At 45.5% G+C, this 20,758-nt stretch carries 22 protein-coding genes and 1 riboswitch; of the genes, 12 read left to right on the top strand and 10 right to left on the bottom strand.

Annotated elements, in window-relative coordinates; translation table 11 throughout:
• On the top strand, positions 1-280 hold a 280-nt coding region (locus tag JC606_RS03995; protein ID WP_269819889.1), incomplete at its 5' end, for an IS4 family transposase.
• Positions 281-350: 70 nt separating this feature from the next.
• Here the strand turns inward: JC606_RS03995 and recG are convergent.
• The 4 genes from recG to gmk form a co-directional block, all read right to left on the bottom strand.
• Positions 351-2,429: an ATP-dependent DNA helicase RecG gene (gene recG, locus JC606_RS03990; protein WP_198778055.1), complete on the bottom strand. Its 2,079-nt coding sequence runs from the start codon at positions 2,427-2,429 to the stop codon at positions 351-353.
• A 418-nt stretch (positions 2,430-2,847) separates the two neighbouring features.
• Positions 2,848-4,974, bottom strand: coding sequence for a bifunctional GTP diphosphokinase/guanosine-3',5'-bis pyrophosphate 3'-pyrophosphohydrolase (gene spoT, locus JC606_RS03985; RefSeq protein WP_063525476.1), 2,127 nt, complete (start codon positions 4,972-4,974; stop codon positions 2,848-2,850).
• Between the two features lie 39 nt (positions 4,975-5,013).
• The gene (rpoZ, locus tag JC606_RS03980) at positions 5,014-5,286 is read right to left on the bottom strand and encodes a DNA-directed RNA polymerase subunit omega (RefSeq protein WP_004741437.1); all 273 of its coding nucleotides are present in this window, start codon (positions 5,284-5,286) and stop codon (positions 5,014-5,016) included.
• Between the two features lie 119 nt (positions 5,287-5,405).
• Entirely contained in the window at positions 5,406-6,029 is a 624-nt protein-coding gene (gmk, locus tag JC606_RS03975) for a guanylate kinase (protein ID WP_004741436.1), read from the bottom strand.
• 301 nt (positions 6,030-6,330) lie between these two features.
• A riboswitch (purine riboswitch) is annotated at positions 6,331-6,430 on the top strand.
• Between the two features lie 58 nt (positions 6,431-6,488).
• Here gmk and JC606_RS03970 point away from each other — a divergent pair.
• The 3 genes from JC606_RS03970 to JC606_RS03960 all read left to right on the top strand — a co-directional run bounded on the left by JC606_RS03970 (position 6,489) and on the right by JC606_RS03960 (position 9,315).
• A complete protein-coding gene (locus JC606_RS03970; RefSeq protein ID WP_198778054.1) occupies positions 6,489-7,859 on the top strand; it encodes an NCS2 family permease in 1,371 nt (456 codons plus the stop codon).
• Positions 7,860-8,044: 185 nt separating this feature from the next.
• A complete protein-coding gene (locus tag JC606_RS03965) occupies positions 8,045-8,470 on the top strand; it encodes a phosphate-starvation-inducible protein PsiE (RefSeq protein ID WP_063525624.1) in 426 nt (141 codons plus the stop codon).
• A 212-nt stretch (positions 8,471-8,682) separates the two neighbouring features.
• On the top strand, positions 8,683-9,315 hold the full coding sequence (locus JC606_RS03960) for an alternative oxidase (protein WP_063525479.1): 633 nt from the start codon (positions 8,683-8,685) through the stop codon (positions 9,313-9,315).
• A 78-nt stretch (positions 9,316-9,393) separates the two neighbouring features.
• On the opposite strand, the gene JC606_RS03955 is transcribed toward JC606_RS03960, so the two are convergent.
• Positions 9,394-10,260 (bottom strand): YicC/YloC family endoribonuclease, encoded by an 867-nt coding sequence (locus JC606_RS03955; protein WP_061033127.1) that lies wholly within the window; start codon positions 10,258-10,260, stop codon positions 9,394-9,396.
• A 248-nt stretch (positions 10,261-10,508) separates the two neighbouring features.
• Between JC606_RS03955 and rph the strand changes: the two genes are divergently transcribed.
• The gene (rph, locus tag JC606_RS03950; RefSeq protein WP_004741431.1) at positions 10,509-11,225 is read left to right on the top strand and encodes a ribonuclease PH; all 717 of its coding nucleotides are present in this window, start codon (positions 10,509-10,511) and stop codon (positions 11,223-11,225) included.
• Between the two features lie 107 nt (positions 11,226-11,332).
• A complete protein-coding gene (pyrE, locus tag JC606_RS03945; protein WP_004741430.1) occupies positions 11,333-11,974 on the top strand; it encodes an orotate phosphoribosyltransferase in 642 nt (213 codons plus the stop codon).
• A gap of 91 nt (positions 11,975-12,065) precedes the next feature.
• On the opposite strand, the gene lpxL is transcribed toward pyrE, so the two are convergent.
• The 3 genes from lpxL to coaBC all read right to left on the bottom strand — a co-directional run bounded on the left by lpxL (position 12,066) and on the right by coaBC (position 15,074).
• Positions 12,066-13,049: an LpxL/LpxP family Kdo(2)-lipid IV(A) lauroyl/palmitoleoyl acyltransferase gene (gene lpxL / locus JC606_RS03940; protein ID WP_061033129.1), complete on the bottom strand. Its 984-nt coding sequence runs from the start codon at positions 13,047-13,049 to the stop codon at positions 12,066-12,068.
• A 17-nt stretch (positions 13,050-13,066) separates the two neighbouring features.
• Positions 13,067-13,657 carry a nucleoid occlusion factor SlmA gene (gene slmA / locus JC606_RS03935; protein ID WP_004741428.1) on the bottom strand — a complete coding sequence of 197 codons (591 nt, stop codon included), beginning with the start codon at positions 13,655-13,657 and terminating at the stop codon, positions 13,067-13,069.
• Positions 13,658-13,826: 169 nt separating this feature from the next.
• Positions 13,827-15,074, bottom strand: coding sequence for a bifunctional phosphopantothenoylcysteine decarboxylase/phosphopantothenate--cysteine ligase CoaBC (coaBC, locus tag JC606_RS03930; RefSeq protein WP_137406346.1), 1,248 nt, complete (start codon positions 15,072-15,074; stop codon positions 13,827-13,829).
• A gap of 225 nt (positions 15,075-15,299) precedes the next feature.
• Here coaBC and radC point away from each other — a divergent pair, with 225 nt between their 5' ends.
• From radC to JC606_RS03900, 6 genes are all read left to right on the top strand, one after another.
• On the top strand, positions 15,300-15,974 hold the full coding sequence (gene radC, locus JC606_RS03925; protein WP_004741426.1) for a RadC family protein: 675 nt from the start codon (positions 15,300-15,302) through the stop codon (positions 15,972-15,974).
• Between the two features lie 291 nt (positions 15,975-16,265).
• Entirely contained in the window at positions 16,266-16,502 is a 237-nt protein-coding gene (gene rpmB, locus JC606_RS03920; protein ID WP_004728407.1) for a 50S ribosomal protein L28, read from the top strand.
• A 13-nt stretch (positions 16,503-16,515) separates the two neighbouring features.
• Positions 16,516-16,683, top strand: a complete 168-nt coding sequence (gene rpmG / locus JC606_RS03915; protein WP_002535344.1) for a 50S ribosomal protein L33 — start codon at positions 16,516-16,518, stop codon at positions 16,681-16,683.
• A 202-nt stretch (positions 16,684-16,885) separates the two neighbouring features.
• A complete protein-coding gene (locus JC606_RS03910; protein ID WP_198778053.1) occupies positions 16,886-17,401 on the top strand; it encodes a hypothetical protein in 516 nt (171 codons plus the stop codon).
• 17 nt (positions 17,402-17,418) lie between these two features.
• Positions 17,419-18,228: a bifunctional DNA-formamidopyrimidine glycosylase/DNA-(apurinic or apyrimidinic site) lyase gene (gene mutM / locus JC606_RS03905; protein WP_004741424.1), complete on the top strand. Its 810-nt coding sequence runs from the start codon at positions 17,419-17,421 to the stop codon at positions 18,226-18,228.
• A gap of 91 nt (positions 18,229-18,319) precedes the next feature.
• On the top strand, positions 18,320-19,324 hold the full coding sequence (locus JC606_RS03900) for an NAD-dependent epimerase (RefSeq protein WP_004741423.1): 1,005 nt from the start codon (positions 18,320-18,322) through the stop codon (positions 19,322-19,324).
• 47 nt (positions 19,325-19,371) lie between these two features.
• Here JC606_RS03900 and JC606_RS03895 read toward each other — a convergent pair whose 3' ends face one another.
• Positions 19,372-20,127 carry a glycosyltransferase family 25 protein gene (locus tag JC606_RS03895; protein WP_004741422.1) on the bottom strand — a complete coding sequence of 252 codons (756 nt, stop codon included), beginning with the start codon at positions 20,125-20,127 and terminating at the stop codon, positions 19,372-19,374.
• A gap of 147 nt (positions 20,128-20,274) precedes the next feature.
• Positions 20,275-20,757, bottom strand: a complete 483-nt coding sequence (gene coaD / locus JC606_RS03890) for a pantetheine-phosphate adenylyltransferase (RefSeq protein WP_004741421.1) — start codon at positions 20,755-20,757, stop codon at positions 20,275-20,277.
• Position 20,758: the final 1 nt, after the last annotated feature.

Raw genomic sequence — 20,758 nt, 5'->3', positions numbered from 1 at the left:
CCAGTTGAGGTTTATGAATGAATCAGACGAGTTATCTAAGAGCAGTTGTGAGCAGGTATTAAAAGGCAAAGCGTGGAAGTTAATGTGGCTCAAGTTGGAGAGCAAAAAACTACCGAAAGAAGCGCCTAATATATCATGGGCTTACAACGGTATTGCTCGGTTAGGTGGTTGGAAGAATACCAAGCGAACAGGTCGCGCTTCTATAAAGACGTTATGGCAAGGATGGCTTAGGTTACAAACCATCCTTGAAGGGTATGAACTCGCCAAGTCTCTTGATTAACCAGACTTGTGATCAAGAGACAGTCCTTGTGGAAGCCTTTTTACTTTGTAGGCTTGAATATCTGGGGCTATCAAGCCTTCGAATACACATCACGTTCACCTAGCCAGCGATTGATGATCGCCTTAGCGTTATCGGGATAGCTGTCATGAATATGGCGTGCGATACGCTGCACTTCGGGGATTAAACGTTGGTCTCGTACTAAGTCGGCAATCTTGAAATCAGCCAAGCCTGTTTGTTTAGTACCAAGCAGCTCACCAGGGCCACGGATCTCTAAGTCTCGCTGAGCAATCACAAAGCCATCGTTACTTTCACGTAGCACCCCTAAGCGCTTCTGAGCGGTTTTTGATAGCGGAGAGTGATACAGTAGTACACAGTGGCTTGCGACCGAACCACGGCCAACACGACCGCGTAATTGGTGAAGTTGAGCTAGGCCAAGACGCTCTGGGTTCTCGATGATCATTAAGCTCGAATTCGGAACATCCACACCCACTTCAATCACCGTAGTCGCAACCAATAGGTGCAGTTTGTTTTCTTTGAACTCCTGCATCACTGCTTGTTTTTCGGCAGGTTTCATTCGGCCGTGTACTAAACCAATTTTCACATCAGGCAGTTTTCGTTGCAGCTCTTCTGCGGTGTCTGCAGCAGCTTGCGCTTCCAATACTTCAGACTCATCAATCAGTGTGCACACCCAATAGGCTTGCTTACCCTCATTGAGGCAGGCATTACGCACGCGTTCGACGATGTCATCACGCTTGGTATCTGGAATTGCCACAGTTTGAATGGGCGTTCGACCCGGTGGTAATTCATCAATGATTGAGGTTTCGAGATCGGCGTAGGTCGTCATTGCCAATGTTCGTGGAATTGGCGTTGCTGTCATCACTAACTGGTGAGGATAGTAGCCTTGCTTAGCGCCTTTCTCACGTAGCTCTAGTCGCTGGTGGACACCGAATCGGTGTTGCTCATCAATGATGACTAAGCCAAGGTTTTTGAACTCGACGTGTTCTTGGAATAGGGCATGAGTACCGACCACCATTTGCGCTTCGCCGCTGGCAATTCGCGCCAGCTCAGTCTCACGAGCTTTGCCTTTGAGTTTGCCTGCCAACCAACCGACTTGAATGCCCATGGCTTCAAACCAGTTGGCGAAATTGATCGCGTGCTGCTCAGCCAATAGTTCCGTTGGTGCCATCAGTGCTACTTGCTGGCCATGTTCCAGTGCGCGAACAGCCGCTAGTGCAGCAACCAAGGTTTTACCTGAACCTACATCCCCTTGCACTAAGCGCATCATTGGGTGTGGCTTTTCTAAGTCAGTTTCAATCTCTTGGGTTACGCGTGCTTGAGCATTGGTTGGCGAGAATGGCAGCTGAGCCAGTAGCTTATCTTTGAGTGTATTCACTGGAGGAAGCGGCATCGCTTTGTCTTGCTGTCCTTTACTGCGGACCGACAGCATCGATAGGTTTTGAGCCAGTAGCTCTTCCATAATCAAGCGCAGCTGTGCTGGGTGTTTACCTTCATCAAACAACTCTAGGTCGATGCCCGGAGGCGGTCTGTGAATGGTATGCAGTGCTTGTGCGAGAGTGATTTGGTGGTCGTACAAACCCGACGGTAGCAGTTCATTGACGGCTGCTTTGTCGATCAGTTCTAATGCTTGGTCGGTCAGGTTACGCAGCGTGACTTGTCTCAGTCCTTCAGTGGTTGGGTACACCGGAGTCAGGTTCGCTTCCACGTCTGGTTTCTGTCTTGGAGCAAAGAATTTGTAATCCGGATGGACGATCTCAAGTCCCATATTACCACGCTTGATTTCACCATAAGCATGGACTTGCTTGCCCTCGGCAAAGTTGTTCTTCATACCGGCGGTGAAGTTGAAAAAGCGCAGTGTAATGGTGCCATTACCATCACTGATCTTTACCGCCAACATCTTACGTTTACCGAAAATGGTATCCACACTCATCACCTTGCCTTGGACAGCGGCCCAGATTCCAGCGTGCAGTTTGATGATCGGATAGATTCGCGTTCTATCTTCATAACGTAATGGCAGATGAAACAGTAGGTCTTGTACATTGCTAAGCCCAACCTTTTCCAGTTTCTCTGCGACTTTGGCGCCGACTCCAGATAAAGAGTTGAGAGGGATAGCAGATAAAAGCTGTGACATAACAAGGCTCATAAACGTAAGAGTGATGATCTATTCAAGCATTTTACTGGATTTTTGTACAGGATAAAGCTTAGAAGCAGATACGGGATGCGAGTAAACGAGATACGAAGAGATAAGAGCAGATTCGGGATGCGGGTAAACGAGATTCGAAAAGACTAAGAGCGAGTGCGGGGTGTATGTAAATGGGATATGAGAGTAATAGGGCGCTATAAAAAACTAAAGCAGACTCGAAATACGAAAAGTTGAGTGGTGAAAAGCTTTTGCTCTTCGCATCTCGAGACTCGTATCTCTCATCTGCCTTATCGCTTTATCTATCGATATTCAAAAAACTAAATCAGATGTGGAGCCAAGATAGTGAGTCACGAAGTCTTTTGCTCTTCGCATCTCGCCATCTCGAATCCCTCATCTGCTCTATTAGCTAGTTCTTACGGCGTCTTACTTTGAGCGCGTGTGGCATCACACGTAGCTTCTTCATAATGCTCGCAAGGTGAACACGATCTTTAGTAGTCAGCAAGATTGTCACTGTGTACAAGCGTCCATCACGCTCTTCGGTCGAAATACCGTGAATGTTTGAGCCTGTTTTCGAGATAACGTTAGTTAACTCAGCCAGTGCACCTTGGTGGTTCTGCAGATCAACCTGAAGTTCAGCTGTGAATTCTTGGTCGTAATCGTCAGACCATTCCACCGCCATATACTTGTCTGGTTCTTTTTGGTAGCCACGAACGTTTGGACACGTTTCACGGTGAACCACAAGACCACGACCTGGAGATACATGGGCAATGATGTGATCATCTGGAATCGGGTGACAACAGTTGGCGAACGTCAGCAATAATCCTTCAGCACCACGGATCGGAAGTTTCTTCCTTGGTATCCCGCTGTTGTTTTCCACTTCAGTCAGTTCGTCAGCATCGCCCAGTAAACGACGAGCAATCACGATACTCATTAGCTCACCAAGACCAATCGATGCCAGCAAGTCTTCGATATTGTCGAGACGAAGATCTGACAATACATGTTCAACGTTTTCTTGGCCGATATCACCAATCGAGTGTTCGCCAAGTGCGTGGTTCAGTAGACGACGACCTAAGGTAATCGACTCTTCACGGCGCATAGTCTTCAGAACCTGACGAATCTTAGTACGCGCACGTGATGTCACCACATAGTTGAGCCATGCTGCATTCGGACGTGCGCCGGGAGCACTGATGATCTCAATGGTTTGACCGTTCTTCAGCGATTTGCTGAGTGGGTAAGGGCTCATGTCTACACGAGCACCGACACACATGTTGCCGACATCGGTATGTACCGCGTAAGCAAAATCGACCGCTGTTGCGCCAGCAGGAAGTTCGACAATGCGACCCTTCGGCGTGAACACGAAGATCTCATCTGGGAACAGATCAGACTTAACGTTTTCAATGAATTCGAATGAGTTACCTGCGCTTTGTTGTAGCTCAAGTAAGCTCTGCATCCAACGCTGTGCTTTAACCTGTGCGGTAGTGCCATTACTGCTGCGTGAGCCATTGCCTTTGTATGACCAGTGCGCCGCGACACCTTTATCTGCCATTTGATCCATATCTTCAGTACGGATCTGAACTTCAACTGGTACCCCGTGAGGGCCAATCATTGATGTATGCAGAGATTGGTAGCCGTTGGCTTTTGGTACCGCGATGTAATCTTTCATGCGGCCAGGACGAGGCTTGTACAGGCTGTGTGCCTGACCCAATGCGCGATAACAAGTATCTGGGGTATCAACCACCACGCGGAAAGCGTAGATGTCCATAATGGTGTGGAAGCGCTGCTCTTTAGTTTTCATCTTGTTATAGATGGAGAACAGGTTCTTTTCACGACCAAGCACGCGAGCAGGTAGACCAACCTCTTCAAGGCGACCTTCGATTTCGCTATGGATACGTTGAATCATTTCCTTACGGTTACCACGCGCAGCTTTCACTACGTTTTTCAGTACGCGATAACGGTTAGGGTAGAGGGCTTCGAAGCCCAGCTCTTCTAGTTCGGTCTTGATGTTATGAATACCAAGACGGTGAGCTAGTGGAGAATAGATTTCTAGGGTTTCACGAGCAATACGACGCTTTTTGTCAGGACGAAGTGCCCCAAGCGTACGCATGTTGTGAGTACGGTCAGCTAATTTGATCAAGATAACGCGGATGTCTTGCACCATGGCGAGAACCATCTTACGGAAGTTCTCTGCTTGCGCTTCTTTGCGATCACGAAATTTAAGCTTATCCAGCTTAGATACACCATCTACCAATTCAGCAACGGTATTGCCAAACTTTTCCTCTAGATCTTCTTTAGTGACATCACAGTCTTCAATCACATCATGAAGTAGAGCAGCTTGTAGAGTTTCGATATCCAGTCGCATTTCTGCCAAGATTCTTGAAACAGCTACAGGGTGGATAATGTATGGTTCACCGCTTGAGCGGGTTTGCCCTTCATGGGCGTCTCTCGCTACCACATAAGATTGACGCAGAGCCTCAATTTGAGGCTCTGTTAGGTATTCTTGGGCAACGTCTTTGAGGCTATCGAATAGATACAAATTAAAGGCCCGGAAGGTTAATTAGTTCGAATGACGTTCTTAACGAGAGTGAGCGATGCTGCTTACTGCTGCAAGTTCAGCCGCTTCTTGCTCTTGTTGCTCTTGACGTTCACGAGCATCTAGTACGTCTTTAGTGATAAGACCTTCTTCGATTTCGCGAAGAGCGATAACCGTTGGCTTATCGTTTTCTTCAGGCACTAGTGAATCTTTACCGCCAGTTTGCATTTGACGTGCGCGGCGAGCCGCAATAAGAACTAGGTCGAAACGGTTGCCAACTTTTTCAACAGCGTCTTGAACAGTTACGCGTGCCATGAGGACTCCAAATAGTAATTAACTAATAAATTTTTGATGACGAGAAAGTATACAAGTTTAACTAGAGACTTTCTAGATCACCGTATACTTATCTCAATGGAAAATCTAGCCTTGCTAAATTATTCCGCCAGTAATGCAGTAAGCATGCCGCTGTATTTTGCTGCTTGCTTATCTTCTTTTAAGCGTTCCGCACGAATGATAGCTCTGAAGTCCATTAGGGCTGCATCAAAGTCATCATTCACGATCACGTAGTCATACTCATTATAATGAGAGATTTCTGACTTCGCTTCGTTCATGCGTTTCGCAATAACTTCTTCGCTGTCTTGACCACGAACGTTTAGGCGACGCTCTAGCTCACCATTTGATGGTGGAAGAATGAATACACTCTTCGCTTGAGGCATCTGTTCACGGATCTGACGAGCACCTTGCCAGTCGATATCTAGGAATACATCGATACCGCGGTCTAGGTTTTCTTCAATCCAAACGCGTGAAGTACCATAGTAGTTGCCGAATACTTCAGCGTACTCTAGGAATTCATTCTTCTTGATGAGGTCTTCGAAGTGATGCTTCTCTACAAAGTGGTAGTGAACACCATTTTCTTCACCAGGGCGCATACCGCGAGTGGTGTGTGAAACAGATACCTTCATTGCGTAGGTTGGATTGGTTTCTAGCATTGCTGAGATCAAGCTCGACTTACCTGCGCCACTAGGTGCAGATACGATGTAAAGAGTACCTTTGCCCATCTGTATATTTCCACTGTTGGTTGGATTGAGTGAAGGCGATAAACCGACACTATAAAAGATAGCACTGACCTTAACTGCGTTCCGGTAATTGCACGTATATAACGACAATTGGTGAAAATTAGGTCAGAAAAATGGAGGCGAAGAGTAGCATATTTAGGTGATTGAGAACAACTGGCTTGATCGTTATTTATTAGCGAATGATCCTTTCAAAGATCATTCTAGAAATGTAATCACTCATCAGCTGCAGTTTTTTATGTGATCTATACAAAATTTATTGAAGTTTTAATCTCAATCCTTACAATTCGCGCAAACGATTAAATGCTGTATATGTCTAGTAAAAAGGTCTAGACGTTTCTACTACCAAGCCTATCTTGGTGACTACAGTTTTTAGTGTAGAGACTTCTCTATTCTCACAGCATTTGAATCCCCAAATTCTTAATTTATTGCAAAGGTTTTGTTGTGAGTACCGATTCCACCCTGAAAGCCCAGAACACCTCTGGTTCGCTTGATTCAATGTTTAAAATCACTGAAAGAAAGACCACGATTGGCACTGAGTTGTACGCTGGTTTCATTACTTTCTTGGCAATGAGCTACATTCTGGCGGTTAACCCAGCAATTCTTGGCGGTATCCCGGGCATGGATAAAGGGGCGGTATTTACTGCAACGGCTTTGGCTGCGGCTATCTCGACGTTAATTATGGGCATTTGGGGCAACTACCCTGTGATGCTAGCGCCGGGCATGAGCATGAATGGCTTTTTCAAAGGCCTGCTATTGAGTGGTTCTGTTGCCGTGCTTTGGAATGAAGCGCTATTTGGTATCTTCCTCTCTGGTATTTTGTACCTCGCGTTCTCACTGACCAATATTCGTAAATCGATGATTGAATCGATCCCTGAGGACTTAAAGTTGGCGATTACGGTATCGCTCGGTTTGTTCATCGCTTTCTTGGGACTTAAGAACGCGGGCATCATCGTTTCGAATCCGTTTGTATTGGTTGGTTTAGGAGATATCTCAGACCCACAAGTGCTCATCGCTTACATCAGTATCTTTATTGCCCTGGGCTGTATGGTTCGTGACATCAAGCTGGCGACCTTTATCTCATTCGTGTCAGCGATTGCACTGACAATCCTGGCTGATGTGTTCATGGGTACATCAAATGCGCCAATCCCAGAGCAGCTAGTGGCGATGCCACCAAGTATGGCAGGCAGCTTCGGAGCGATCTTCGACTTCTCTGCGTTTACTGCTGAGAAAATGTTCGACCTATTATTCATCGTACTTATTTTCTTGATTGTTGATTTCTTTGATGGCTTGAGCACGATTGTTGGTGTTGGTCGTGATGCGGGTATCATCGATAAAGACGGTAAGGTGCCAAATGCAAAGTCTGCTCTAGTGGCAGATGCGGGTGGTACTGTGATTGGTTCGATTCTTGGTACCACATCGATTACGGCTTTCTCTGAGTCTGGCATTGCCTCTTCTCAAGGTGCGAAGACAGGTTTGGCGGCAGTGATGGTTGCAGGCTTGTTCCTAATCTCGCTATTCCTGTACCCAATCTTCTCTATTTTCTCGGCGGCTATGGTTGCGCCGGCGATGGTCGTAGTTGGTATCTACATGGTGGGCCGCCTTGGCCAGATTAATTGGGAGAAGAAAGAGTCACGCATCGCAGCTTTCTTCACCATTATGTTCACGGTACTAAGTTTCTCACCTGCAAACGGCATGGCGATGGGCTTTATCAGCTACGCATTCACTATGGTTGTCGCGGGTAAGGGTAAAGAAGTTCCCCCGCTAATCTACGGTCTGTGTGTAGTGTTTCTAACTTACCTGATTCTGCTTTAGGGCAAATCGGCGATTTAAGTTGAAACGAAGAATGAATAGATGGCTCTACAGTGAATGTGGGGCCATTTTTGTATCTTCTGTCTCCACATAAGGTGTGTAATTGATGGTTTCTCCGCTAGAGAAGGAGCGGCTTATATTGAGGCATGCTATTGTAGAGATTGGATTAATTTTTTTGCAGAGTGACAATGCCTTCTCATTTACCTAAATCTTTTAGTAAGCCTTTCTTGAAAGTCTTTCATACTCTTGAAGCGGTACTGTTGGTGGCGATTACTCTCGCTACCGTGTTTGCGATGGTTGAAGAGTTCATGCATTTGTTTGTTGAGCGACAAGTTCGGCTGACCGATATTCTTCTGATGTTCATCTATTTAGAAGTGTTGGCTATGGTCCAACAATTTGTGATGAACGGTAAGATTCCGGTACGTTACCCTATCTATATCGCGATTATGGCGATTGCTCGTTACATAACACTTGGGATGAAGGAGCTGGATGCGGTTCTCATTGTTTGGTTATCTTTAGCCGCGTTTATCTTAGCTGCCGCTACCTTGTTGATTCGAGTTGGGCATCACTATTGGCCGTATGTCGATCTTCGAACCAAGCAACCGGACGAGTAAACCGTCGACTGACAAATCATTTAAAGCCCAGCCATGTCGCTGGGCTTTTTACTACCTTTGAAGTGTCAAAAAGACATTTAAGTGTTTTATTGATTTGGCCGATTTAAGTGTCTTAATGACTCTTTTGCCTGGCTTTTCCTTGAAATATAAGGCTTTGTTTTCTGGCATGAATGTTGATTGGTGAGTATTAGACTCATATTAAGGAACACGCTATGCATTTTGAAAGTACCCACTATCAACCGGAAGTTCTTTCCGAAAAGGTTGCACTTGTCGTGACTCGACTTCTAAAAAAAACGCTTAATCTGTTTTATGGGAAACATTTAGCCAAACGAGCAATGTTATTGGAGACCATTGCGGCTGTTCCGGGCATGGTCGCGGGGGTATTTAATCACCTTAAAGCATTGCGTCGCATGAAAGATGACGGTGGTTGGATCAAAGAGCTCCTGGACGAAGCGGACAATGAACGGATGCACTTGATGATCTTCTTAACCGTTACCAAGCCGTCCATCATAGAGCGCATCTTAGTGATGTTATTACAATTCCTCTTCTTAATTATCTATAGCGTGATTTACTTAGCTTCTTCTAAAACCGCACATCGGATTGTCGGTTACTTTGAAGAGGAAGCTTGCAACAGTTACTCAGAGTATATCGCCAAAATTGAAGAGGGTAGTCTACCCAATCATCCTGCGCCGAGAATTGCGATGACTTATTACGGCCTACCTGAGGACGCGACATTCTTAGATGTACTTTTCCGTATAAGAGAAGATGAAGCTAAGCATCGCGACAAGAATCACGACATTGCCAATTTATACAAAACCAAAGACTTACCTGAGCATCAATGTTGATGGTCCTTTATTACTAAAATAAAGAAAAGCCCCTGCATCTTTCGATACAGGGGCTACTTGTATTAACTCAGCGTTGGTTTATTCGATATTCTGAATCTGTTCACGCATCTGTTCGATAAGAACTTTCAGCTCTACGCCTGATGCAGTGATGTCAGTGCTGATAGACTTAGACGCTAGCGTGTTTGATTCACGGTTGAACTCTTGCATCATGAAGTCCAGTTTACGGCCACATGCGCCGCCTTTCTTCAATACTGCATTGGCTTCTTTCACGTGAGAGTCTAGGCGGTCTAGCTCTTCGGCTACGTCTGACTTCTGTGCGAGTAGGATTAGCTCTTGCTCAACGCGAGAACCTTCAAGCTCAATCTTCGCTTCTTCAAATTTGTTAAGCAGACGCTCACGTTGCCACTCTAGGATTTCAGGCATGCGTGCACGTACTTTTACCACTTCTTCAGTGATCGCATCTAAGCGCTGTACGATTAGCGCCTTCATGTTCTCTCCTTCACGAGCACGAGCATCAATGAACTCTGCAATCGCATCGTTGAACGCTGCTAGCAGGTCTTTGTTGATCGCATCCATGTCTTGCTCAGGTGTTTCCATCACACCAGGCCAGTTCATGACTTGGAATGGGTTAAGACGGCTCTCTTCACCTGTCATGGTCATCACTTGGTTCGCCGCATTAATGACTTGCTGCGCTAAACCTTCGTTGATGCTTAGCTCGCCTTTTGCTGCTGGGTTAGCTTCAAAGCGTAGGTTACATTCTACTTTGCCGCGTGCTAGGCGCTTACGGAAACGCTCGCGTAGGATTGGCTCTAAACCACGGAACTGTTCAGGCATACGGAAGTAAGTTTCTAGGTAGCGTTGGTTTACACTACGGATTTCCCATACTGCGCTGCCCCAATCGCCTTTTACTTCTTTGCGTGCGTACGCGGTCATACTATAAATCATCGAATTTTCCTGTCTTTTATCATTCTGAAAATAACGCGCACGCATAGTATCACGATACGGGTGACAGCCGAAGCTCATCACTTTCGCTAAGGAATTACTTTTCTTGAACAGCGTCTTCGAATGGTAAATAGCTTTGCGCAGTAAACTGCTATATAATCTCGCCCCAACCAAATATGTCTCACCCCTTTCTTAGGTGATGCACGCTTTCGATAGTAAATCACTTCAGACTGTTAATAAGGTAGATACCAATGCGTCCAAATGACCGCGCTGTAGATCAAATTCGTCCAATTAAAATTACTCGTAACTACACAGCTTATGCTGAGGGTTCTGTATTAGTTGAGTTCGGCAACACTAAAGTTCTATGTAATGCGACGGTAGAAGAAAACGTACCGCGTTGGTTGAAAGGTCAAGGAAAGGGTTGGGTAACGGCTGAATACGGCATGCTGCCACGAGCAACGCACACTCGTAACCGTCGTGAAGCGGCGAGCGGTAAGCAAGGTGGTCGCACGATGGAAATCCAACGTCTGATCGCTCGTAGCCTACGTGCTGTTGTGGATCTTAAAGCGATGGGTGAAATCATGATCACTGTTGATTGTGATGTTATTCAAGCAGACGGTGGCACACGTACTGCGTCTATCTCTGGTGCAAGCGTAGCAATGGCTGATGCAATCAAGAGCCTACTAGACAGTGGTAAGTTGAAAAAGAACCCAATGAAGGGCCACGTAGCGGCTGTTTCAGTGGGTATCGTTGGTGCAGAAGCACTGTGTGACCTTGAGTATGTTGAAGACTCAGCAGCCGATACCGATATGAACGTTGTAATGACGGAAGACGGTAAGATGATTGAGATTCAAGGTACTGCAGAAGGCGAACCGTTCAGCCACGAAGAGCTGATGAAGCTTTTAGCGCTGGCGAATAAGGGCATTGCCGATATTGTTGAAGCGCAGAAGTCGGCGTTGGCAGAATAATCAATTTTAATAGCTCCCAATTTGGGGGCTATTTTTTTGTCTGTAAAACCTGAAAGGGTGGTACAGAGCGTAAGTTAAGTTTTATTGAGTAAACATAGAGGATGAGCATGAAAGCATATCAACGTGAATTTATTGAATTTGCACTAGAGAAAGAAGTACTTAAGTTTGGTGAGTTTACTTTAAAGTCTGGCCGTAAGAGCCCTTACTTCTTCAATGCTGGATTGTTTAACACAGGCCGTGACTTAGCGCGCTTGGGTCGTTTCTACGCAGCAGCACTGGCGGATTCTGGTATTGAATTTGATGTACTGTTTGGCCCTGCATACAAAGGTATCCCAATCGCAACGACAACAGCTGTTGCACTGGCCGATCACCACGATGTAGACACGCCTTACTGCTTTAACCGCAAAGAAGCAAAAGACCACGGTGAAGGTGGCAACCTAGTCGGTAGCGCACTGGAAGGTCGCATCATGCTGGTGGACGACGTAATCACTGCAGGTACTGCAATTCGTGAATCGATGGAAATCATCCAAGCGAATGGTGCTGATCTAGCGGGCGTTCTTGTTGCGATTGACCGCCAAGAGAAAGGTAAAGGCGAGCTATCTGCGATTCAAGAAGTAGAACGTGACTTTGGTTGTGCGATTATCTCGATCGTTAGCCTGACTGACTTAGTGACTTTCCTTGAAGAGAAGGGCACTGATGCAGCGCACCTTGAAGCAGTGAAAGCGTACCGCGCTCAGTACGGCATCTAACACAATTTGTTATAGCTATAGAATGCACAAGGGGCTGATGAATCATCAGCCCCTTTTCTTTTGGTTCAGAATATTATCTATAGCAGCTAATCTACTTATAACGAATGCCGCGCTCAGCTTCTGGGTCTTCCATAGTTTTGAAACGCTTGTGCAGCCACATCCACTGCTCTGGTGCGCGTAAGATAATCTTTTCAAGATAGCTATTCATGTAAGCGGCAGCCGCTTTCTCATCTTTTTGCGGGTAGTTATCTTCGATGGACTCATCGGCCATGATTTCATATTTGCCGTTGTCGTTTCTAAAGCCAGAACCCGGAACAATCGCGCAGCGGCTGGTGTAAGCCAGAATGCTAGTACCAGTCGTCGTACACGCATCAGGCACGGCGAAGAAAGGCACAAATACAGATTTGTTGCGACCGTAATCATGATCAGGAAGGTAGAAGAGGATCTCACCCTGACGCAGGATTCGGATCATGCGCTTCACATCTTTACGGTGAATTAGGCGGTTGCCGTTTTGGGTACGACCGCGGTACTGAATAAACTCATAAGCAGGGTTGTTGTGTGGACGATACACTCCTAAGCCAGGAATACCGAGTACAGCCATTGCTCGCGCGGTGATCTCCAAGTTCAAGGCATGCACACAACAAAGAAGAACACCTTTGCCATTGGCTTTGTGCGTACGCAGCATTTGGGTGTCTTTATCTACTAAGATTCGCTTAAAGCGCCACGTTGGCCAGAACCACGTAATGCCGGTTTCGATCAGCGCCATGCCCGTATTCTTAAAGTTCTCGCTCACCATAGCCGCGACTTCATCTGCTGGCTTATCTGGGAAAGCGAGTTCTAAATTGCGAGTGGCGACTGCGACGCGTTTTTTGCCATAACGAGCGCCCAAAGTGCCCAATGATCGGCCTAACAGTAATAACAAGCGGTAAGGGAGAACGTTAACAATAAGCGCCAACAGCCCAAAGCCGAACCATACTCCCCAATATTTTGGGTGAAGCAGTGCCAGCGTAAAAGGCGGCTTAGTAATAACGTGTTGTGCAGTGCTGCTTGTCGGAGAAGTTTTCGTCATAACCATCACTTAAAGTTGGATTGCTACTTAATCTGAGCGCTGAGTAGTGCCCAATAAGCATCGAAGTTTTCTGTTGGTTGATATTTGAAGTCAGAACGTACGAATCGATTCAAGCTGCCTTCAACTTGGCCGAGCAATTGTGCCGCTAAGATTTTTTCATCAACGGGAAATGATTTTCCTTCACGAAGCTTTCTCTCTCGCAGAATTTGACGAAGTTGAGTCTCAATGCGTTCGAATAGCTGATTGATGCGGTCACGTAGGCGCTCGTTTTCAAACATTAGAGCATGACCAGATAAAATTCGAGTCAGGCCTGGGTTACGTTCTGAGAAAACTAAGATCAGTTGCAGTACTAGGCGTATGCGCTCTAGCGTGTCTTTCTCTTCATCCAGAATGCGGTTGATTCGAGACATCAAGGCTTCTTCAATAAACTCGATAAGGCCTTCAAACATGCGAGCTTTGCTAGGGAAGTGGCGGTAAAGTGCTGCTTCAGAAACGCCAACTTGCTTGGCTAATTTTACCGTCGTGATACGAGAAGCACCTTCGGTCGATTCCAACATTTGTGCGAGAGCTTGTAGGATTTCTTCACGACGGTTTGATTTTCGAGTACCAGCCATCTATTTACTTCCTTTCCTAAAGATGAGGATTGAGTGAAGAAGGATTATAAACACCATTCAATTCTGTTTCCTAGTTTTGTAAGCCCTAGGTCAACAGAATCTAGAGGTGTCAGCAGATTGTCAGCTCAAAATTGTCTACTTATCCGACAATATTGCTTTAATCAGTGAGTTAGTGATTTTTTTCTAGCAGTTGTTGGATCTGCTCAAGGATCTGGAATCCAAGCGCACCTTTGCTATCCAATGGCAGAGATTTATCGCCACCTTTCCAATAAAGGTGCAATTCGTTACTGCTACTATTGAAGCCTTGGCCTTCGACAGAAACATCATTAGCGCAAATCATATCGAGGTTCTTTCGCTCTAGCTTACCGCGGGCATATTTCTCTACATCTTGCGTTTCAGCCGCAAACCCCACTGTAAATGGACGGCCTTCAGTCATTGCCGCGACAGAAGCGACGATATCTGGGTTTTTCACCATTTGAATCGTCATGTCATCTTTGCCATCTACTTTTTTAAGTTTCTGGTCTGCAATGGTCTCAGGGCGGTAATCAGCAACCGCGGCACAACTGATGAAAACATCGTGTTGAGCGGCGCGATCAGTAACGGCATCAAACATCTGTTGAGCACTATCGACATCGACGCGAGTCACTTTGTCTGGTGTAGCGAGTGACACAGGGCCGCTCACTAAAGTGACCGTTGCGCCTTGTTTAGCTGCGGCTTCAGCTAACGCGTAGCCCATTTTACCTGAGCTATGGTTGGTGATGTAACGTACAGGGTCAATGGCTTCACGAGTTGGCCCTGCAGTAATAAGTACAGAGCGGCCAGCAAGTGGTTTAGGTTGGAAGAAGTCTTCACAGCGGTGTACAAGCTGCATTGGCTCTAACATGCGGCCCATGCCTACATCACCACACGCTTGTTCGCCAGCCGCTGGCCCCCAAATCTCACAACCACGACGTTTTAGCGTCGCGATGTTCTCTTGAGTGGCAGGGTGGCTATACATTTGTTGGTTCATCGCCGGTGATACCGCAACTGGTGCATCGGTCGCTAAAACCAAAGTGGTCAGTAGGTCATTACCCATGCCTGCAGTCATGCGTGCAATAAGATCGGCAGTCGCCGGTGCTAACAATACTAAATCAGCCCATTTTGCGAGTTCGATGTGACCCATTGAAGCTTCAGCAGCAGGATCAAGCAAACTATCAGACACTGGCCTTCCCGAGACCGCCTGCATGGTCAGTGGAGTGATGAACTCTTTGGCTGCATTGGTCATAACGACCTGCACTTGTGCCCCACGTTCAACCAAACGTCGAGTCAGCTCGGCACATTTGTAAGCAGCGATACCACCACTAATACCAAGAAGAATTTTTTTCCCTGCTAGGCCTTGTTGGTCAGCGTTACTCAGTGGATTAACCTGTGTTTGCATGATTCTGTTCCTTAATTTTTCTGCGACTTACGATATCAGAACAAAGGATGAGTGCCTAGAAGCAGAACTTGAACAGACTTGACGCTCATCAAATTGGCGTTATCAAACTTATCAATTACACGATTTTGTTGATGGCTCGGCTGACTTTCTCTTTATTAAAGGATCTCTGGATACACGATAGTTACGCTGATGGGTTATGTTCATAAGCAATGGATTTGCTCTTCTATGCCGATAAATAAAATGCCCGCAGAATCGATGCCAAGAGAGAAACTACTCACCAGAGGGCCTGATTCCTTGAGTGATGCAGAGCTGCTAGCCATATTTCTTCGAACGGGCACGCAAGGAATGAACGTTCTAGAGCTGGCAGACAAGCTGCTTAAGGACTTTGGTTCGCTTAGGCACCTTTTTTCAGCAACACAAGCTGAGTTCTGTGCTCACAAGGGGATGGGGCAGGCGAAGTATGTTCAATTGCAAGCCGTACTGGAGATGACGCAGCGTTACCTTGCTGAGACCTTATCACGAGGCGATGCACTGACCAGCCCGAGTCATACCAAGCTCTATCTGTCGAGTATGCTGCGCGACCGCCAGCGAGAAGCCTTCTATATATTGTTCCTTGATAATCAAAATAGGGTAATAAAGGATGAAGTAATGTTTGAGGGGACGATTGATGCTGCATCGGTTTATCCCAGAGAGGTCGTTAAAAGGGCACTTCATCATAATGCTGCCGCCCTCATATTGGCACATAATCACCCTTCGGGTATCGCAGAGCCGAGCCAAGCTGACAGGCGAATAACTCGCCGATTGACCGATGCCTTGGCGCTGGTGGACATTCGAATTCTCGACCATTTTGTTGTCGGAGACGGTGAAGTTGTCTCTTTTGCTGAGCGCGGATGGATTTGAATCACATTTTAGGTTGTTAACTACGTTAAATCTGCTATCATTCCGCCCACATTTTTAGACCTAAAATCAGCTCTGATTACTCAAGCAAGCTGCGCTGCACAAAAAAAGATCACGAAATCCGCAAAAAGGATCTGTTCGGGTCTTGAGCAATGCGTGTCAAGTTAGTATAATGCGCGACCTTTGATAGCCTTGTATGGATTTTCCATAACGGTTTTTACCTTCTATTTTAATTGATAGAGAGGTTCGGCCACCAAGGTTGATATCGAGCTGAAACGATTGGAGAAGACATTCATGTCCCGAGTATGCCAAGTAACTGGTAAGCGTCCAGTAACGGGTAACAACCGTTCACACGCACGCAATGCTACTAAGCGCCGTTTTCTGCCGAACCTACAAACTCATCGTTTCTGGGTAGAGAGCGAAAAACGTTTTGTTAAACTACGTCTAACTGCTAAAGGCATGCGTATCATTGATAAGAAAGGCATCGATGCTGTTCTTGTTGATATTCGTGCACGTGGCGAAAACGTTTAAGAGGAATTAAGCAATGGCTAAAGGCATTCGTGAGAAAATTCGTCTAGTATCTTCTGCAGGTACTGGTCACTTCTACACAACTGATAAGAACAAGCGTAACATGCCAGGCAAATTTGAGATCAAAAAGTTTGATCCAGTAGTTCGCCAACACGTTATGTACAAAGAAGCGAAAATCAAGTAATTGATGCTTTTTTGGCTCTTCTTCAGTAGAAGAAAGAATTGAAAAACCCAGCTTAATCGCTGGGTTTTTTTATACCTAAAATTTGGTGACCTCACGTACCTTTTAGTTTTTATAAGGATCTAGCCGGTACAAATAGCAACATAGAAAGTATCGCCACTTTCACGATATACTGAAGACTCAATAGGTTAGATGGCAGAATCAGATGAGATATCGTGGACGCAGGTGGAACAACATACTCATGTTAAGCGTGATCGCTTTTATTGGGGTGCTCAACCTTCCTACTTTGATCAAAGCGTATCTTATCGAGCCAGAACCTGAGCAACAGGTTAGTAGCCCCTATCCCTATCTGTTAAATCCTGGAGCAGAGCTTCAAGCGTTGCACTTTGCTAAGTGGTCATTGGTACTCGAAGATGGCCAGTGGGGCTATCAATTGAAAGGCTCCGCCCCAGCTCAAAGCATTAGCGCTCAAGAACGCGCTCAACGCTGGCAACAACTTGTTGGCACCGAGGTGGACTCACAAACCTATACTAGCCTTGCTTCTCAGCTTAATACCCCGCATACCATAGAAGTGTGGTATCAAGACCAAGAAGAGCCGCAACGCATTACTTATTATCAGCTGCCTGAGTTTTGGCTGTTAAAAAACTGGAATGATCAGTGGTTGGCGGTGTCTATTGAAGAGAGCTACCTGTTTCCAAGTCTTAGCTCAGAGAATCCCTAAAATCGGACGATTAGATTATGCCTGAATTACCCGAAGTCGAAGTAAGCCGCATGGGGATCTCACCTCATTTAGTCGGCGAGACCATTAAGACACTGACCTTTCGTACGCCAAAGCTGCGCTGGGATATCCCACAAGAGCTTAAAAAGCTAGAAGGGCAGGTGATTCGTGCGATCTCACGTCGTGCTAAGTATCTGTTGATTGAAACTGATACAGGAACTGCAATTGTTCATCTTGGAATGTCGGGATCACTGCGCGTATTAGATGCCGATTTCCCAGCAGCAAAGCACGATCACGTGGATCTCAAGCTCACTAACGGCAAAGTACTGCGCTATAACGATCCGCGTCGTTTTGGTGCTTGGTTGTGGTCAGCACCTGATGAAGTCCACGCTGTGTTGCTTGGCTCTGGCCCTGAGCCGTTAACGGATTACTTTAACGCTGACTATATCGCTGAAAAAGCAGAAAAGCGTAAAGTCGCGGTTAAGCAGTTCATCATGGACAACAAAGTGGTGGTCGGTGTCGGGAATATCTATGCTAATGAAGCTTTGTTCTCTGCAAAAATCCACCCGTTACGATCAGCAAACAAAGTAACCAAAGCAGAATGGATCTTGTTAACCGATGAGATCAAACAAGTGCTCGCGACGGCTATCAAGCAAGGTGGTACTACGTTGAAAGATTTTTCTCAGGCTGACGGTAAACCAGGCTACTTCGCACAAGAGCTGCAAGTGTATGGTAAAGCAGGTGAAAAATGCCCAAGCTGCGAAGCGCTGATTCAAGAGCTAAAAATCGGACAACGTAATACGTTTTATTGCGAAGAGTGCCAAGTATAGAAAATCTGAACTCGTGTTCACTTTTTATTGCTAGTCGATAGGCTAGCGAGTAGCTACAATTGTACTAATTATATGAATTGAGAATAGTAGAATGAAATATTTAGTAACTGGCGTTGCTGGTTTTATTGGCTCTGCAGTGTCAGAGCGACTATGTGCGGCAGGGCATGAGGTTATTGGTATCGATAACCTAAATGACTACTACGAAGTCTCTCTGAAACACGACCGCCTTAAGCGAATCGAACATGAAAACCTTACCTTTATCGAGCTTGATCTCGCTGATAGAGAGGGTATCGCTGAGCTTTTCGCACAGCAAAAATTCGACCGCGTTATTCACTTAGCGGCACAAGCTGGCGTTCGTTACTCAATCGATAACCCAATGGCTTATGCTGACAGCAACCTTGTTGGTCACTTAGCTATTTTGGAAGGCTGCCGTCATAACAAGGTTGAACACCTAGTCTATGCTTCATCAAGCTCGGTATATGGCTTGAACCAGAAAATGCCATTCCACACGGCAGACAGCGTTGACCACCCGATCTCATTGTACGCAGCGACTAAGAAGTCGAATGAGCTAATGGCGCATACCTATTCTCATCTATACGATGTACCGACAACAGGTCTACGCTTCTTTACGGTTTATGGCCCTTGGAGCCGCCCTGATATGGCGATGTTCAAGTTTGCGAATTTAATCGTAGCGGGTAAAGAGATCGATATTTACAACAACGGCGACATGATGCGCGACTTCACTTATATCGATGATATTGTAGAAGGTATTATTCGCGTGCAAGATCGAATTCCAGCAAAACAGCCAGATTGGACAGTAGAACAAGGCTCACCGGCAACTAGCTCAGCACCATACCGAGTGTTCAACATTGGTCATGGTAGCCCAGTTAAATTGATGGATTACGTTGAAGCATTGGAAACGGCTTTAGGCATCGAAGCCAAGAAGAACTTCATGCCAATACAACCCGGTGATGTGTACGCGACTTACGCCGATACTGAAGATTTGTTTGAAGCGGTTGGCTACAAGCCACAAGTAAAAATCCAAGAAGGCGCCAAAGCATTCGCGGATTGGTATAAAGCTTACTACTCACTGTAAACCTAATTGCAGTCATAAAAATAGCGCTCAACGAGCGCTATTTTTTATCATTTTAACTTAGGTCTATATTCAATGCTTAAACTAAGCAGGTGATAAATATTAGTCGCTAGATTGAGTGTCATGCTTTTTATTTTGTTTAGGATTTTCATACTAGCGACAAAGTAGTTTTTTCTGCCTTTATGCTTACGATTACCTATAATTGAAGGTTGCTGACTTCGCTGTAAGCCTGCTTGACGAACCCCGAACATCGGTTGTTTATGTATCCATGTGTTTCTCAAAAATACATCAACAGGGTATTTGAAGGTTGAACTGTGCTTAATGAAAGCTCTTGCTGCATCTGGAGTTATAGCATAGCATGCAGTCCCTTGAGGTACCTTTAAGTATTTTACAAGTTGTTGAGTATCATACTCTTCAACCGAGTAAAGTAATTTGTTTTTACTATCTTGCAGGCGAATAAAACCGCACTTCTCGATATGTTGTTTAGTAATATTTAAAGACTTACGAAAGAGATCAGCGTTAAGGGTAATATGATCTTCGAAGACTAATATAGGTTCATTGAGTTCAACACATTTCTGCCACACAAGGTAGTGGCTTGCATAACACCCAACCTCTCCTATCGCGTGAGGTCTTCCCATATTGTATAAAAATGCTTTATTTTTAATTTTTGCCAATAGAGGGTGCCTATCGGATCGAGCATCTACACCTATAAAGAAATCAAAATCAGCGAGAACACTATTAATAGCGTACGTTGTTGAAGTTTGCCGGCTATTATTGCCTTTTAGAGTAATGCAGTATGCTTTCATAACAGTATTTGTTTATATACAAGAATGATATGTTATCACTCACTTTGAGTTTTTGTAATGGTTGTTCTCTTTTCTGACTGGTTTTAATTGATAGTTTCGAATAAAAATAGCGCTCAATGAGCGCTATTTTTGTTTTTGAATACAGGGTTATTTCATTGTTTTCAGTTTGATTTCATCTGCAACTTTCTGTGGCACAAACTGACTTATGTCCCCACCATGTATCGCGACTTCACGAACAATCGTCGAAGATAGGAAGGCATACTCTTCCGAAGGAGTTAGGAACACGCTTTCAAGACCGGGGAGAAGCTTGCGGTACATACTAGTGAGGCCAAATTCGTACTCAAAATCCATAGTTGTTCTTAGGCCACGTACTAATACGTTAGCTTTCTGCTCTTTGGCAAAATCGACAAGCAAACCAGAAAAGCCTTCAACAGATACATTAGGCAAGTGAGACACGGCATCACGTAACAGTTCTACTCGTTCATCTAACTTAAACATGGTCTTTTTACTTGGGCTCGCGGCGACACCGACGGTGATATGATCAAACATGCTTGCAGCACGGACGATGATATCGAGGTGACCATTGGTTACCGGATCAAAAGTACCTGGGTAGATAACGTGTGTGGTCATA

This window comes from Vibrio sp. IB15, from assembly GCF_016406055.1.
In the GTDB taxonomy this organism is placed as follows: domain Bacteria; phylum Pseudomonadota; class Gammaproteobacteria; order Enterobacterales; family Vibrionaceae; genus Vibrio; species Vibrio chagasii.
This window is presented reverse-complemented; position numbering and strand designations above follow the sequence as displayed.

Excerpts from the sequence above, each read along its gene's own strand:
- coaBC (WP_137406346.1), bottom strand. The coding sequence starts at position 15,074 with ATGCAAACACAGGTTAATCCACTGAGTAACGCTGACCAACAAGGCCTA.
- JC606_RS03900 (WP_004741423.1), top strand. The coding sequence starts at position 18,320 with ATGAAATATTTAGTAACTGGCGTTGCTGGTTTTATTGGCTCTGCAGTG.
- recG (WP_198778055.1), bottom strand. The coding sequence starts at position 2,429 with ATGTCACAGCTTTTATCTGCTATCCCTCTCAACTCTTTATCTGGAGTC.
- mutM (WP_004741424.1), top strand. The coding sequence starts at position 17,419 with ATGCCTGAATTACCCGAAGTCGAAGTAAGCCGCATGGGGATCTCACCT.
- radC (WP_004741426.1), top strand. The coding sequence starts at position 15,300 with ATGCCGATAAATAAAATGCCCGCAGAATCGATGCCAAGAGAGAAACTA.
- rph (WP_004741431.1), top strand. The coding sequence starts at position 10,509 with ATGCGTCCAAATGACCGCGCTGTAGATCAAATTCGTCCAATTAAAATT.
- JC606_RS03960 (WP_063525479.1), top strand. The coding sequence starts at position 8,683 with ATGCATTTTGAAAGTACCCACTATCAACCGGAAGTTCTTTCCGAAAAG.
- coaD (WP_004741421.1), bottom strand. The coding sequence starts at position 20,757 with ATGACCACACACGTTATCTACCCAGGTACTTTTGATCCGGTAACCAAT.
- slmA (WP_004741428.1), bottom strand. The coding sequence starts at position 13,657 with ATGGCTGGTACTCGAAAATCAAACCGTCGTGAAGAAATCCTACAAGCT.
- rpmG (WP_002535344.1), top strand. The coding sequence starts at position 16,516 with ATGGCTAAAGGCATTCGTGAGAAAATTCGTCTAGTATCTTCTGCAGGT.
- rpoZ (WP_004741437.1), bottom strand. The coding sequence starts at position 5,286 with ATGGCACGCGTAACTGTTCAAGACGCTGTTGAAAAAGTTGGCAACCGT.
- JC606_RS03955 (WP_061033127.1), bottom strand. The coding sequence starts at position 10,260 with ATGATTTATAGTATGACCGCGTACGCACGCAAAGAAGTAAAAGGCGAT.
- rpmB (WP_004728407.1), top strand. The coding sequence starts at position 16,266 with ATGTCCCGAGTATGCCAAGTAACTGGTAAGCGTCCAGTAACGGGTAAC.
- JC606_RS03965 (WP_063525624.1), top strand. The coding sequence starts at position 8,045 with ATGCCTTCTCATTTACCTAAATCTTTTAGTAAGCCTTTCTTGAAAGTC.
- JC606_RS03895 (WP_004741422.1), bottom strand. The coding sequence starts at position 20,127 with ATGAAAGCATACTGCATTACTCTAAAAGGCAATAATAGCCGGCAAACT.
- gmk (WP_004741436.1), bottom strand. The coding sequence starts at position 6,029 with ATGGGCAAAGGTACTCTTTACATCGTATCTGCACCTAGTGGCGCAGGT.
- lpxL (WP_061033129.1), bottom strand. The coding sequence starts at position 13,049 with ATGGTTATGACGAAAACTTCTCCGACAAGCAGCACTGCACAACACGTT.
- JC606_RS03910 (WP_198778053.1), top strand. The coding sequence starts at position 16,886 with ATGAGATATCGTGGACGCAGGTGGAACAACATACTCATGTTAAGCGTG.
- pyrE (WP_004741430.1), top strand. The coding sequence starts at position 11,333 with ATGAAAGCATATCAACGTGAATTTATTGAATTTGCACTAGAGAAAGAA.